The sequence below is a fragment of the Ramlibacter aquaticus genome (assembly GCF_015159745.1).
GTDB classification, from domain to species: Bacteria; Pseudomonadota; Gammaproteobacteria; order Burkholderiales; family Burkholderiaceae_C; genus Ramlibacter; species Ramlibacter aquaticus.
In genome coordinates this window covers 62,741-76,315 of sequence record NZ_JADDOJ010000004.1, presented here as the reverse complement: position 1 = coordinate 76,315, position 13,575 = coordinate 62,741, and the positions used below count along the sequence as shown (strand labels likewise).

General features: G+C 71.9%; 13 protein-coding genes and 2 tRNA genes. 7 read left to right on the top strand and 8 right to left on the bottom strand.

The window, feature by feature from the left end:
• Positions 1–18: 18 nt before the first annotated feature.
• A complete protein-coding gene (locus tag IM725_RS02150; RefSeq protein WP_193778916.1) occupies positions 19–783 on the top strand; it encodes a response regulator transcription factor in 765 nt (254 codons plus the stop codon).
• On the opposite strand, the gene mnmC is transcribed toward IM725_RS02150, so the two are convergent.
• Together mnmC and IM725_RS02140 are read right to left on the bottom strand one after the other, a co-directional pair.
• Positions 758–2,632, bottom strand: a complete 1,875-nt coding sequence (gene mnmC / locus IM725_RS02145) for an FAD-dependent 5-carboxymethylaminomethyl-2-thiouridine(34) oxidoreductase MnmC (RefSeq protein WP_227753514.1) — start codon at positions 2,630–2,632, stop codon at positions 758–760. The two genes, IM725_RS02150 and mnmC, sit on opposite strands and share 26 nt — an antisense overlap.
• A 23-nt stretch (positions 2,633–2,655) precedes the next feature.
• Positions 2,656–2,931, bottom strand: coding sequence for an oxidative damage protection protein (locus IM725_RS02140; protein WP_193778914.1), 276 nt, complete (start codon positions 2,929–2,931; stop codon positions 2,656–2,658).
• A gap of 131 nt (positions 2,932–3,062) precedes the next feature.
• On the opposite strand from IM725_RS02140, the gene IM725_RS02135 reads away from it, so the two are divergent.
• Positions 3,063–4,094 (top strand): sulfate ABC transporter substrate-binding protein, encoded by a 1,032-nt coding sequence (locus tag IM725_RS02135; RefSeq protein ID WP_193778913.1) that lies wholly within the window; start codon positions 3,063–3,065, stop codon positions 4,092–4,094.
• An 86-nt stretch (positions 4,095–4,180) separates the two neighbouring features.
• Here IM725_RS02135 and IM725_RS02130 read toward each other — a convergent pair whose 3' ends face one another.
• Positions 4,181–4,810 (bottom strand): FMN-dependent NADH-azoreductase, encoded by a 630-nt coding sequence (locus tag IM725_RS02130; protein WP_193778912.1) that lies wholly within the window; start codon positions 4,808–4,810, stop codon positions 4,181–4,183.
• 113 nt (positions 4,811–4,923) lie between these two features.
• Between IM725_RS02130 and IM725_RS02125 the strand changes: the two genes are divergently transcribed.
• A complete protein-coding gene (locus IM725_RS02125) occupies positions 4,924–5,838 on the top strand; it encodes a LysR family transcriptional regulator (protein WP_193778911.1) in 915 nt (304 codons plus the stop codon).
• 17 nt (positions 5,839–5,855) lie between these two features.
• Here the strand turns inward: IM725_RS02125 and IM725_RS02120 are convergent, their stop codons facing one another.
• On the bottom strand, positions 5,856–7,046 hold the full coding sequence (locus tag IM725_RS02120; protein ID WP_193778910.1) for an ABC transporter substrate-binding protein: 1,191 nt from the start codon (positions 7,044–7,046) through the stop codon (positions 5,856–5,858).
• 214 nt (positions 7,047–7,260) lie between these two features.
• Positions 7,261–7,728 (bottom strand): flavodoxin domain-containing protein, encoded by a 468-nt coding sequence (locus IM725_RS02115; protein WP_193778909.1) that lies wholly within the window; start codon positions 7,726–7,728, stop codon positions 7,261–7,263.
• A 103-nt stretch (positions 7,729–7,831) separates the two neighbouring features.
• On the opposite strand from IM725_RS02115, the gene IM725_RS02110 reads away from it, so the two are divergent.
• The 4 genes from IM725_RS02110 (at position 7,832) to IM725_RS02095 (ending at position 10,375) form a co-directional block, all read left to right on the top strand.
• A complete protein-coding gene (locus IM725_RS02110; protein ID WP_193778908.1) occupies positions 7,832–8,722 on the top strand; it encodes a helix-turn-helix transcriptional regulator in 891 nt (296 codons plus the stop codon).
• 32 nt (positions 8,723–8,754) lie between these two features.
• The gene (gene boxB, locus IM725_RS02105) at positions 8,755–10,179 is read left to right on the top strand and encodes a benzoyl-CoA 2,3-epoxidase subunit BoxB (protein WP_193778907.1); all 1,425 of its coding nucleotides are present in this window, start codon (positions 8,755–8,757) and stop codon (positions 10,177–10,179) included.
• A 27-nt stretch (positions 10,180–10,206) separates the two neighbouring features.
• Positions 10,207–10,283: transfer RNA gene (locus IM725_RS02100), tRNA-Pro, on the top strand.
• A 15-nt stretch (positions 10,284–10,298) separates the two neighbouring features.
• Positions 10,299–10,375, top strand: a tRNA-Arg gene (locus tag IM725_RS02095).
• Positions 10,376–10,604: 229 nt separating this feature from the next.
• Here the strand turns inward: IM725_RS02095 and IM725_RS02090 are convergent.
• The 3 genes from IM725_RS02090 to IM725_RS02080 are packed head-to-tail and all read right to left on the bottom strand — an operon-like array spanning position 10,605 to position 13,575.
• On the bottom strand, positions 10,605–11,618 hold the full coding sequence (locus IM725_RS02090) for an ABC transporter ATP-binding protein (RefSeq protein ID WP_193778906.1): 1,014 nt from the start codon (positions 11,616–11,618) through the stop codon (positions 10,605–10,607).
• Complete coding sequence (locus IM725_RS02085; RefSeq protein ID WP_193778905.1) at positions 11,615–12,727, bottom strand: ABC transporter ATP-binding protein; 1,113 nt, start codon at positions 12,725–12,727, stop codon at positions 11,615–11,617. Before IM725_RS02085 ends, IM725_RS02090 begins: the two co-directional genes overlap by 4 nt.
• The gene (locus IM725_RS02080) at positions 12,724–13,575 is read right to left on the bottom strand and encodes an ABC transporter permease (RefSeq protein ID WP_193778904.1); all 852 of its coding nucleotides are present in this window, start codon (positions 13,573–13,575) and stop codon (positions 12,724–12,726) included. Before IM725_RS02080 ends, IM725_RS02085 begins: the two co-directional genes overlap by 4 nt.

The window sequence follows — 13,575 nt, the reverse complement described above, 5'->3', positions numbered from 1 at the left end:
GGGCAGGAAGGGATGCGCGTGGGGAACAGGGTTTTCGTCAAGGTGGTGGGGTTCACGGATGCTGAGCGGCATGCGCTCAACACCGTCTTCCGTCTTTCGCAGGACGGCCCCGTCAACTACTCGCCCTGGGAGGCCGACGCGCCCGAGCCCCCGCGCATGCTGCTGGTGGACGGCCAGGACGAGGCGGCCGCGGCCGAGGTGGCGCTGGCGCGGCAGTCCCTCATGCCCTTCACCTGGATCGGGCCGCGCGTGCCGGCCGGCGCCTGGCAGTGCTTCACCCGGCCGCTGGCCTGGCCCGAGGTGGTCATGGCGCTGGACGAGTTCTTCCTGCCGGCGCCCGACCTCGACATCGACCTGGACGCCGACCCGATCGACACCCGGCCCACGCTGGTGCTGGGCCCGGGCGGCCGGCCCTGCCACGCCCTGGTGGTCGCGGCCGGGCTGGAGGAGCGGCTTTACATCCGGGCCAAGCTGGCCCTGGCCTTGTGGACCCTCGCCGACGAAGCCGAGAGCGCGCCCCGTGCGCTGGAGCTGGCCCGAACGCAGGACTACGAGCTGGTGGTGCTGGACCTGGCCCCCTGGGTCGACCCCTGGCCGCTGGTCGTGGAACTGCGGGCCCTGCAACCCGCGCTGCGCGGGGTGCTGCTGCTGCAGGCCGGGCCCAGCCCGGTGCAGCGGCTGCGCGCCTGGCGCGCCGGCGTGACGCTGATGCGCAAGCCGCCGCATCCCGGCCGCCTGCACGACCTGCTCGCGCGGCTCAGGTTCCTGCCGGAGCAGGACTGAGCCGGCCCAGTTCGAGCGCAGCGGCCAGCCGTGCCGGCAGGGGCAGCGGCTCGGCGTGAAGCCGGGCGGCCATCAGCTCGGCGCACAGCAGGGCGAAGCTCAGCCCGCGCGAACCCATGGCGCAGCTGGTCCACAGGCCGGGCTGCACCTCACCCACCAGGGGCCGGCGGTCGCGCGAGGCGCAGCGCACCCCGGTCCAGGCCCGCACCGCGCCCGCCTCGAACTGCGGCGCCAGCGTGGCGGCGGCCTGCGGCAGCAGTGCCTGAAGCCGCTGCAGGTTGGCCGCGTGGTCCCCCGGGCGGACGTCCAGCGAGCGCTCGGCGCGCCCGAAGGTGGCGCCGCAGTACCAGGCCTCGCCCTCGGGCGAGGGCGCGCGGGGGACCAGGTGCCCGTTGCCGTTCACGGGCCCGGGCGGAAGCTGCGCACCGGGCGGCAGCGCCGCGCGCGGGCCCCAGCTCACCTGGCCGCGCACTGGCTGCAGGGGCAGGCCCGCCAGCAGGCGTCCGCTCTCCAGGGCCGCGGCGACCACGACCAGCCCCGCGCCGGCCAGCAGGCGGCCCTGCGCGTCCAGCACCTGCCAGGTGCTGCCCTCGCGCCGAAGCGCGGCGACTTGCTGGCTGCCCTCGAACTGCACGCCCGGGCGCGACAGCCAGTGCGCCACCAGCGCGCCGGGCCGGGCCCAGCCGGCGATCGCGTGCCAGGTGGCCGGGCTGCCCTCGGGCAGGCCCGCCGCGGCGCGCTCCTGCGGCAGGGCCGGGCGGCACCAATCCTCCCAGGCGGTGGCCGGGCCTTCGCGCGGCAGGCGGCCGTCCCGCTCGAGCAGGCCGGTGTCGTCCCAGTCGCGCCCGCGCGGCAGCGCCTGCAGGGCCTCCCAGGTCATGCGCAGGCCGCAACGGGTCAGGCGCGAGAGCGGGCCGTCGTCGGGCGACTGGTGTGGTGTGAACAGCCCCACCGGCAGGCTGGAAGCGCCCGACGCAGGCTGGGGCGCCGCATCCAGCACGCGCACCCGCCAGCCGCGCCGCGCCAGGGCGCCCGCCACGGCCGCGCCGGCAAGCCCGGCGCCGATGACCAGCGCCTCGCCCGGCTGCGCGCCGGGTGCCGCCGCCGCAACGCGCCAGGCCGGTGCGAACCGGCCCTGCAGATTCGCCGTTCCGCCATCCGCCACGGGCGGGGCCTGCAGCACGAAGCCGGATTCGGCCAGGGCCTTGCGGCAAGCCGGATCCGCCGAGGTCGTGGCAAGGCGCGTGCCGTCGCGCGCGTGCCGGGCCGCGGCCCGGGCCAGGTCGCCGGCCTGCGCCTGCGGGCCCTGCGGTGCAGCCGGGGCAGGGGTCTCGGGCGGTGCGGCATCCGGCCCGGACGCAGCGTGCCCATGCCCGGGCATGTCCAGGAAGATCGAATCGGCGACGCAGCGCTCCTCGCGCAGCACGCGCAGCGGCTCGCCCACGTGCAGGGTCAGCAGCAGGCGGCCTTCTTCGAAGGCCAGCCGGTGCGTGCCCGGCAGCAGGCCGCGCCAGCGCGCGGCGAGGGCCTGCGCCAGGGGTTCCAGCGCCGCCCAGGGCGCGGCGCCGCGCAGCAGGGCCTCGGCCGGCATGGGCGCCGCATCCACGGCCACGTAGTGCAGCATGCGCGGCCGCCGGGGGTCCGAGCGCCAGGCCTGCCAGCTCGCCAGGAAGGCATGCCCCAGGCCGAAGTGGGTCTGCAGGATGCGCCAGCGCTCCTGGCCGGCCCAGGCGCCCGGCAGGCCGCAGCCCGCCAGGAACAGCGGGGGGCCGGGATCCGGCGTGTGCGCGGCAGCGCCCTGGGTGTCGCCAGGGCGCGGGCCCCGGGGGCCGGCCCCGGCGGGCGGCATCTCGGCCAAGGGCCTGGCCGGCTTCAGGGCTGGGTCGGGGGCACGTAGCCCGCGGCCGCCTCGGCGCCGCCGCCGAAGAAATGGTTCTCCATCTGGCGGGCCAGGTACTGCCGGGCGCGCTGGTCGGCCAGGTTCAGCCGGTTCTCGTTGACCAGCATGGTCTGGTGGCGCAGCCAGTCGGCCCAGGCCTGCTTGCTCACGCTTTCATAGATGCGCTTGCCCAGTTCGCCCGGGTAGGGCGGGAAATCGAGGCCCTCGGCTTCCTTGCCGAGCTTGATGCAGTGGACGGTGCGGGCCATGGGGCTTTCCTTCGATGTTTCGGTAATGAGCTTCTGCGGATAAACAAAGGAAAACTCTGTCGTTCCCTTGCAGCCATGGCCCTCCCAGAATCGCGCCCATCGATTGAACGAGCGCGAGAGCGAGCAGCACCATGACCCTTCGCCGAGACTTTATCAAGATTCCCCTGGCCACCCTGGCCGCGGGCACCCTCGGGCTGGCCTGGCATGCGCATTCGGCAGCCGCGCCGGGGGCCCTGACCCTGCTGAACGTCTCGTACGACCCGACCCGGGAGTTCTACGTGGACTTCAACCAGGCCTTCATCCGCTACTGGAAGGCAAGGACCGGGCAGGACGTGACGATCCGGCAATCGCACGGCGGCTCGGGCAAGCAGGCCCGCGCCATCATCGACGGGCTGGAGGCGGACGTGGCCACGCTGGGCCTGGCGGGCGACACCGATGCGCTGGTCAAGCACGGCGGCTGGGTGGCGCCCGACTGGCAGAAGCGGCTGCCGCACAACGCGTCCCCCTACACCTCCACCATCGTCTTCGTGGTGCGCCAGGGCAACCCCAAGGGCATCAAGGACTGGGACGACCTGGTGCGGCCCGGCGTCAGCGTCATCACGCCCAACCCCAAGACCTCGGGCGGCGCCCGCTGGAACTACCTCGCGGCCTGGGCGTTCGCGCGCCGCAGGTTGGGCAGCGAGGCGAAGGCCCGGGATTTCGTGGCCCGGCTCTACGGCAACGTCCCCGTGCTGGACACCGGCGCGCGCGGCTCCACCATCACCTTCGGCCAGCGCAACCAGGGCGACGTGCTGGTGGCCTGGGAGAACGAGGCCTGGCTGCTGCAGAAGGAATTCGGCGCGAAGTTCGAGGTCATCGCGCCGTCCGCGTCCATCCTCGCCGAGCCCGCGGTGGCGGTGGTGGACCGCAACGTGGACCGCAAGGGCACGCGCGCGGTGGCCGAAGCCTACCTGCAGTACCTCTACAGCGAGGAGGGGCAGGACATCATCGGCAGGCACTTCTACCGGCCGGCCGTGTCGCAGAAGGCGCAGGCGAAGTACGCGAAGCAGTTCCCGGCCCTGCAGCTGTTCACCATCGACCAGGCCTTCGGCGGCTGGGCCCAGGCCGATAAGGACCACTTCGCCGAAGGGGCGAGCTTCGACCAGATCTACACGCGCAAGTGAGCGTGCGGGGTCGGGCGACCCCGATAGGCTTCGGATGCAAGAAAAGGGGCTGCGCAAGGCAGCCCCTTCGTCATGCGCGGCCAGCCTCAGGCGGGCGCCGTCTCGGTGACCAGCTTGGCAATCGCGCGCTGGGCGGCTTCCAGAGCCTGGGCCTTGGCGTCCGGGCCCATGGCCACGCCTTCGGCGCGCACGAAGCGCACGTCGCTGATGCCCAGGAAGCCGAAGACCGTGCGCAGGTAGCTTTCCTGGTGGTCCAGGCCGGCCAGGGCCGGGTTGCTGGAGTACACACCACCGCGGCTGGAGGCGACGATCACCGTCTTGCCGCCGGCCAGGCCCTGCGGGCCCTTCTCGGTGTAGTGGAAGGTGCGGCCGGCCTGGGCGATGCGGTCGATCCAGGCCTTGAGCTGGCTGGGCACCGAGAAGTTGTACATGGGCGCGCCCACCACCACCACGTCGGCGGCCAGGAACTGGCTCACCAGGCGCTCGGACACCGCGTTCTCGCGGCGCTGGACCTCGCTCAGCCCCTGGGCGTCCGGCCCCAGGCGGAAGCCCAGGGAGTCGATGTTGAGGTGGGAGGGCGCGTCCAGCGCCAGGTCCAGGTGCTCGACCTGGGTGCCCGGGTGCGTCGCCACCCATTCGGCCACCACGCGCGCGGTCAGGTCACGCGAGACGGAATTGCCGGCGAGCGGGCTGGAATCGATGTGCAGCAGTTTCATGTTCTTCTCCTGGGGCCAGATGATCGGGATGGGAACATTGTGCGGATGGTTCGCCGCGTTGATAAGTCCACATAAATGGAATAGATTGTTCTTCTGATAGGACAATCCAGCCCATGCAAGACCTCAACGACATGCTCTTCTTCGCCGAGGTGGTGGACCGGGGCGGCTTCGCGGCGGCCGGACGGGCCCTGGGCGTGCCCAAGTCCAAGCTCTCGCGGCGCGTGGCGGGGCTGGAGGCGCGGCTGGGCGTGCGGCTGCTGCAGCGCACCACGCGCCGCCTGTCCCTCACCGAAGCGGGCGAGAGCTTCCACCGCCATTGCGTGGAGATGCGCGAGGCCGCCGAGGCCGCCGAGGAGGCCGTGGCCCTGGTGCACGAGGCGCCGCGCGGCACCATCCGCGTGAGCTGTCCGGTGACGCTGGCCCAGTCCACCGTGGGCCACCTGGTGCCCGGCTTCCTGGCCCGGCATCCGGAGGTGCGCGTGGACATGCTGGTCACCAACCGCGTGGTGGACCTGGTGCAGGAGGGCGTGGACGTGGCCTTGCGCGTGCGCCCCACGCTGGACGACAGCGGCAGCCTGATCGTGAAGCCCCTGGCCGTGACGCACGCCGTCCTGGTCGCCAGCCCGGCCCTGCTGGACCGGCTGGGGCGCCCGCAGGGGCCGGAAGACCTGCACCGCTTTCCCACGCTCGCGATGAGCGCGGCCGACGGCCGGGCCGCCTGGCACCTGCTGGGCCCGGGCGGCCGCGCCTTCGACCTGCAGCACCGCCCGGTCTACACCGCGGACGACCTGCTGACCCTGAAGTACGCCGTGGTGCAGGGCACCGGCATGTGCACCTTGCCCGACTACATGTGCGCGGACGAACTGCGTGCCGGCGACCTGGAGGAGGTGCTGCCAGCCTGGGCGCCCCGGCCGGGCATGATCCACGCCGTCTTTCCCTCGCGCCGGGGCATGGTGCCGGCGGTGCGCCGCTTCCTCGACCACCTCGGGGAGACGGTCGCCGCCCTGGGCCTGCGCCTGGGCGGCTGAAGCCCGGGGGCGTGGCCTCAGGCAGCCAGGCGGCAGCCGGCGCCGGAGTCGGCCAGCGCCTTGGCGGCGATGCCCAGCACCTTGTTCTCGCGGTCGGCGACCACGCGCAGGTACATGTCCTGGATGGGGTTGTGGGCGCGGCTCATGGTCCACTTGCCGCGTGGGCTGTCGATGGTGGCGCCCTCCATGGCCTTGTACAGCGCCGGCTTGTTGGCCAGGTCGCCCTTCACCGCATTCGCGCCCTGCACCAGCAGCAGGCCGCTGTCGTAGCCCTGCACCGCGTACACGTCGGGCTGCATCTTGAAGGCCTTGGCGTATTCCAGCCTGAACTGCTGGTTGCGCGGCGTGGCCAGCGAGTCGCTGTAGTGCATGGTGGTCATGATGCCGTCCGCCGCCGGGCCGGCCGCGTCCAGCACGCCCTCGGTGAGGAAGCCGGAGCCCCACAGCGGGATGCGCCCCTTCAGGCCCGCCGCCGCGTAGTCACGGATGAACTTCGCGGCGCCACCGCCGGCGAAGAAGCAGGCCACTGCGTCGGGCTTGATCGAGGCGATCTCGGTCAGCAGGGCCTGGAACTCCACGTTGGGGAAGGGCAGGCTCAGCTCCTTGACGATGGTGCCGCCGGCCTTGGTGTAGCTCTCCCTGAAGCCCTCGAAGGCCTCTTCGCCCGCCGCGTACTTCCAGGTGATCCACACGGCCTTCTTCAGGCCCTTGTCGACCATGGGCTTGCCCAGCGCGAGCGTGGGCTGCGAATTGGTGAAGGAGGTGCGGAACACGTTGGGCGCGCACAGCCCGCGCGTGGCCGCGTGCACGCCGGCGTTGGGGATGATGTTCAGTACGCCGGACTCGCGCGCCACCTTCTGGATCGCCATCTGCACGCCCGAGTGCACCGTGCCGATCAGCACGTCCACCTTGTCGCGCTGCACCAGCCGGTTGGCGTTCTCCACGCCCTTGGAGGGCTCGGACTCGTCGTCCACCTTGAACCACTCGATCTCACGGCCGCCGAGCTTGCCGCCCTGCTGGGCGATCGCCATGCGCACGCCATTCTCGATCGCCACGCCCAGCTGCGCGAAGGTGCCCGTGTAGGGCAGCATGAAGCCGACGCGGATGCGGTTCGACTGCGCCCGCGCGATCTGCGGCAGCAGCAGGCCGGTGGATGCGGCGCCCACCAGGGCGGCGCTGCGGGCCAGGACGAGGCGGCGTGTGGTCATGGGGTCTCCTTCCCAAGGTCTTGCAATGGGCGGATTGTGGTGGTGGGCCCCAGGGGCCGCACCCTGGCTTACCCCAACGCAGCGGTGGGGCTGCATGCGCGACCTGCAGCCGTGGGGCTGCATGCGCGACCTGCAGCCGTGGGGCTGCCATCGCGATCAGCAGCCGCGAGGCTGCGTGCGCAACCCGCAGCCGCGAACGCGCGGCCGCTGCGCCTCAGGAGGTCTCGGCCTGCGCGCTGGCCTGGGCCAGCCACTCTCGGGCCCAGGCGGCGCCCAGTTCCTCGGGCAGCGTGCCTTCGCTCGCGTCGTGCTCCCAGACCTCGCCGATGCGCTTGGCGCCCAGGCCCTGCAGGCGCTCGTCGAACTTGCGCCCGCCGAAGGCGAAGGTCTGCATGTAGGTGCGGTCGCCCAGCGCGATCACGCCGTAGCGCACGTGGCCCAGGAACTTCGGCTGCGCGTCCAGCGAGTCGTACAGCATGCGCGCGTTGTCGGGCACGTCGCCCGAGCCGTAGGTCGAGGTGCAGATCAGGTAGAGCGCGTCCTCGTCGAACACGCCGATGTCCAGCCCGTCCATCAGCTGCACGTCGATCTCGTAGCCCAGGTCGGCGCAATCCATCTGGATGGCCTGCGCGACGTAGTCGGCCGTGCTCGTCATCGTGCCCACGAGGATCTTCAGCTTCATGTCGATAAGTGCAGTAAACTGCTTGACGTGTCAAGAGTTAGCAGTATATTTCAATTTGCGCTTGATCAAAAGAAACGCAGATTCAGCCGTGTCCACCCTAGCCATGAGTGAAACCGAAGCCCGGGGCACCCTGTCCGAACTGGGGGCGCGGGTGCGCGCCTGGCGGGCCCGGCGCGGCATGACGCGCAAGCAGCTGGCCCAGGATTCGGGCCTGTCGGAGCGCTTCCTGGCCGATGTGGAAGGCGGCAACGCCAACGTGTCCATCAATTCGCTGGAAGCGATCAGCCGGGCGCTCAACCTCAGCCTGATCGACCTGCTGCAGGACGCGCCGCGGCCCACGCTGGCCCGCGCCCAGGCCCTGCTGGCCCGGCTGGACGAAGCCCAGCTGGACCGCGCCCATGCCCTGCTCGCACAGGCCTTCGGCATGGGCGACGGCCAGCGCCGCGAGCGCCGCATCGCCCTGATCGGCCTGCGCGGGGCGGGCAAGTCCACCCTGGGCGCGCGGCTCGCGGCCGAGCGCCACGTGCCCTTCGTCGAGCTCGACCGCGAGATCGAGCGCGAGGCCGGCACCGGCATGAGCGAGATCCTGCAGCTGCACGGCCAGGCCGGCTACCGCCGCTACGAGCGCCGCGCGCTGTTGCGCCTGGCGGGCGAGCATGGCCAGGGCCTGGTCATGACCACGGGCGGCAGCATCGTCAGCGAGCGCGAGACCTTCGACCTGCTGCAGGCGCACTTCTGGTGCGTCTGGGTCAAGGCCAGCCCCGAGGAACACATGAGCCGCGTCATCGCCCAGGGCGACATGCGGCCCTTCGACAGCACGCACGGCGCCACGCGAGAGGCGCTGGACGACCTGCGCCGCATCCTGGCCGCCCGCGAGGGCCTGTACGCCCGCGCCGATGCCGTGGTGGACACCGCCGCGCGCAGCGTGGAGCAGTCGCTGCGCGACCTCGCGCGCGCCGTGCCCGCAACGCCCCCGGCCCACATCGCCGCCTGAACCCCACCCTGAACGCACCTGAAAGACCCTTCATGAGCACGATCGACCTGCAGGCCCTGATCCCCAACAACGTCGACCTGGCCGACAACCGCCAGCTCCAGCGCGCCCTGGAGAAGTGGCAGCCCGCCTTCCTGAACTGGTGGGACGAGATGGGCCCGAGCGACTTCCGCGCCAACGACGTCTACCTGCGCACGGCCGTCGGCGTGGACGCGCAAGGCTGGGCCAGCTATGGCTACACGCCCATGCCCGACTACCGCTGGGGCATCTTCCTGGCCGACAAGGAAGAGGGCCGCAAGATCGGCTTCGGCGACTTCCGGGGCCAGGACGTCTGGCAGGACGTGCCCGGCGAGTTCCGCTCCACGTTCCGCCGGCTGATCGTCACCCAGGGCGACACCGAGCCGGCTTCGGTCGAGCAGCAGCGCCTGCTGGGCCACACCGCGCCTTCGCTGTACGACCTGCGCAACCTGTTTCAGGTCAACGTGGAGGAGGGCCGCCACCTGTGGGCCATGGTGTACCTGCTGCACGCCTACTTCGGCCGCGACGGCCGCGAGGAGGCCGAGGCGCTGCTGGAGCGCCACAGCGGCGACGCCGACCGGCCGCGCATCCTGGGCACCTTCAACGAGCCCATGGACAACTGGCTGTCCTTCTTCATGTTCACCTACTTCACCGACCGCGACGGCAAGTTCCAGCTCAAGAGCTTCGCCGAGAGCGCGTTCGACCCGCTGGCGCGCACCACGCGCTTCATGCTCACCGAAGAGGCGCACCACATGTTCGTGGGCGAGACCGGGGTCGGCCGCGTCATCAAGCGCACGCTGGAGGTGATGAAGGAGCTGGACACCGACGACACGGCCGCGCTGCGCCGCGCCGGCGTGGTGGACCTGCCGACGCTGCAGAAGTACCTGAACTACTGGTTCACCAGCTCGCTGGACCTGTTCGGCTCCGAGGCCTCCTCCAACGCTGCCAGCTACTTCGCGAACGGCATCAAGGGCCGGCCCGACGAGGCCCGCTTCGCCGACCACGCCGAAGTCGACACGCACATGGTGATCCAGGTGCCGGACGGGCAGGGCGGCGTGCGCGACGAGTCGATCGCGGTGCGCAACGGCATCAACGAGGTGACGCGGCTGGAGTACGTGAAGGACTGCAACGTCGGCGTGACGCGCTGGAACATGGCCATCAAGCGGGCCGGCGTGGATTTCGAGCTCAAGCTGCCCTCCACGCGCTTCCGCCGCCAGGTGGGCCTGTGGGCGGGCGTGCCCACCAACCCGGCTGGCCAGCCCATCTCGCAGGCCGAGTTCGACGCCCACCGCGACCAGTGGCTGCCCACCGAGGCCGACCAGACCTTCGTCAAGAGCCTGATGCAGCGCGTCACCGAACCCGGCCGCATGGCCGCCTGGATCGCCCCGCCGGACCGCGGCATCAACGCCCAGCCGGTGGCCTACGAATACGTCCGGCTCTGACCCTGCGGGGTAGAATTGGCGCGGTGTCGGAGCGTAGCGCAGTCTGGTAGCGCATCTGGTTTGGGACCAGAGGGTCGTAGGTTCGAATCCTATCGCTCCGACCACCGCATCGCGTCGGGCTGCCCGTAGCTCAGTTGGATAGAGCAACAGCCTTCTAAGCTGTGGGTCGGGGGTTCGATTCCCTCCGGGCAGGCCACAGAGGCTGGGCCAGCCCTATCCAGGGGCGTCCCTCTAGAAGCCCTTTACAACCAGACGAACCTGACGTCCCGGCGCTGCCCGTGCAGCGTCATGCCGTGGGCTGCAAGCTCCGCTTCGCGCCACGCCTTCTCGTCACTCAGGCGGCGGGCCTGGGTCAGCGGCCTGCGCGGCCCTGGGACGGGGCGCGCCGGGCCCTGCGGCGCAAGCGCGGCACGTAGCCGGCGCGCCTAGGGCGCCGCCGCAGCCTGCCGGTCCGGCTCTGCGCCGCCGGCGTCGACCTCGCCCGCGTGCCAGCAGGCCACCGCCTGGCCGGCGCCCTGCGTGGCCAGCGGGGGTGCCTGCTCCCTGCAGGGCGCCGATGCCCGGCTGCAACGGGGGGCGAAGGCGCAGCCGGACGGCAGCGACGCCAGGTCCGGCGGGGCGCCGGGGATGGCCTGCAGGGGCTGGCCGCGCATGCCGCCGACGACCGAGGAGGCCATCAGGCCCTGCGTGTAGGGGTGCCGCGCGTGGGCCAGCACCTGCGCCACCGGTCCCTGCTCCACGATGCGGCCGGCATACATCACCGCCAGCCGGTCGGAGATCTCCACCGCCGCGCCTATGTCGTGGGTGACGAAGATGAGCGCCATGCCAAGCTCCCGCTGCAATTCGCGCAGCAGCAGCAGGATCTGGATCTGCACCGTGGCATCCAGCGCGGTGGTGGGCTCGTCGGCGAGCAGCAGCTTGGGCTTGCAGCACAGCGCCAGCGCGATCATCGCGCGCTGGCGCATGCCGCCGGAGAGTTCGTGCGGCCAGGCGTCCAGCCGCCGGCGGGCCTGCGGGATCTGCACCCGCTCCAGCATGTCCAGCGCCTGCGCGCGCGCCGTGGCGTGGTCCACGGTCGCGTGGGCCCGGATCATCTCCACCATCTGGTCGCCGATTGTGCAGACCGGGTCGAAGGCGAGGCCGGGCTCCTGGAAGACCATGGACACCGTGCCGCCGCGAAAGCGCGCGAGCGCGCGGCCTTCCAGGGCGAGCACGTCCTGACCCTCCACCCGCACACTGCCGGCGATGCGGGTGCGCGCGGGCGGGTGCAGCCGCAGCAGGGTGCGCAGCGTCACGCTCTTGCCCGAGCCGGATTCGCCGAGCAGACCCAGGGATTCGCCGGGCGCGAGATCAAAACTGACGCCGTTGAGCGCGCGCACCTCGCGCTCGCCCGTGAAGCGCACGCTGAGGTCCTGGACCGACAGGAGTGGCTGCGTCATGCCAGGGCCTCCGCGGCCGGCACGGCACTCGGGCCGCCTGCCGCCGGCGCGGCGCTGTGGCCGGAACCCGGCACGCCCATGTGACAGGCCGCGGCGTGGCCCTCCACCGCCAGCGGCAGCAGCTGCGGCACCGAGGCCGCGCACACCGCTTCGGCGTGCGGGCAGCGGTCGCGGAAGCGGCAGCCCGAGGGCGGATCTATGGGGTTGGGCGGGTCACCCCCCAGCGGCGGCGCGAGCGTGCGCCGCGCCGGGTCCATGGAGGGCACGGCCGACAGCAGCGCGCGCGTGTAAGGGTGGGCGGCGCCCGCGAACACCTGCGCCACCGGGCCGGTCTCCACCACCTGCCCGAGGTACATCACGAGCACGCGGTCGCAGAAGTAGTGCACCACGTGCAAGTCGTGCGAGATGAAGAGGTAGGTCAGCCCGCGCTCCGCCTTCAGCTCCTGCAGCAGGTTCAGCACCTGGGCCTGCACCGACTTGTCCAGCGCGGCGACGGCTTCGTCCAGAATGAGCAGGCGCGGCTCCAGGGCCAGCGCGCGGGCGATGTTGACCCGCTGCCGCTGGCCGCCCGAGAGCTCGTGCGGGTACCGGCCCGCGTACTGGCCGGGGGCCAGCCCCACGCGGCCGAGCAGGCTGTGGGCAAGGGTGCGCGCAGCCCCGGCCGCCACGCCATGTGCCCGCGGGCCGAAGGCGATGGTGTCCTCCAGCGTCATGCGCGGGTTGAGCGAGGCGAACGAATCCTGGAACACCATCTGCAGGTTGCGCCGGTAGGCCTTGAGCGAGAGGCCGCCGAATTCGGCGACGCCCTCGCCGTCGAACAGCAGGGCCCCGCTGTCGGGGGCCAGCAGGCGCGCCACCAGGCGCGCGGTGGTCGACTTGCCGCAACCGGATTCGCCCACGATGCCCAGGGTCTCGCCCTTGGCCACCTCGAAGCTGACGCCGTCCACGGCATGCACGACCTGCTGCGTGCGCGCGAAGGGGCCGGCCCGCACGGGGAAGTGCTTGACCAGCGCGCGTGCCGACAGCAGGGGCTGGGCCGGGCCGCCGCGGTCGGGCGCCTGGGCCAGCACCGGGTCCGCGGCCGTCGTGGAAATGGGTTCGGGTGTCATGCGGCGCGGCGCAGGTCCATGGCCGAGCGGATGCCGTCGGCCAGCAGGTTGAAGCAGATCGAGGTGATGAAGATCATCAGCCCGGGCAAAGCCGCCACCAGCGGGTTGCTGAAGATGGCCGAGCGAAGCGTGTTGAGCATCAGGCCCCATTCCGCTTCCGGCGGGCGCACGCCCAGACCCAGGAAGGACAGGCCGGAGCCCAGGATCATGCACACGCTGATCAGGCCGGTGGCGTACACGAACACCGGGCCGATCACGTTGCCCAGCACCTGCGTGCGCAGGATGGCGAAGGTGCCTGCGCCGCTCATGCGGGCCGCGTCCATGTACTCCAGCCGCGTGACCTGGGTGGTCGCACTCTCGGCCACGCGGGCGATCTGCGGCACGAACACGATGGTGAGCGCCAGCAGGCTGTTGCCCATGCCCGGCCCCATCGCGCCCGAGATCGCCACGGCCAGCAGCACCGAGGGGAAGGCGTAGAACACGTCGAGGGTGCGCATCACGGCCATGTTGACCCAGCCGCCGGCGTAGCCGGCCGTGACGCCGATGGCGGTGCCCAGCACGAAGGCGGCGGCCACGGGGGTGATGCCCAGGGTGAGCGAGAGCCGGCCGCCGTACATGAGGCGGCTGAGCAGGTCGCGGCCCAGTTCGTCGGTGCCCAGCCAGTGGCCCGGGCTGGCGACGGGCAGCAGGCGCTTGAGCATGCTGGCCTTGAAGGGATCGGCCGGCGCCACCCAGGGTGCGAACACCGCCAGCCCCACCAGCAGAAGGATGGCGAAGGCGCAGGCCATGGCGACGCGGTCGCGGCGCAGGCGGCGCAGCACGGAGCGCCAGTAACCGTTCGGTGTCAT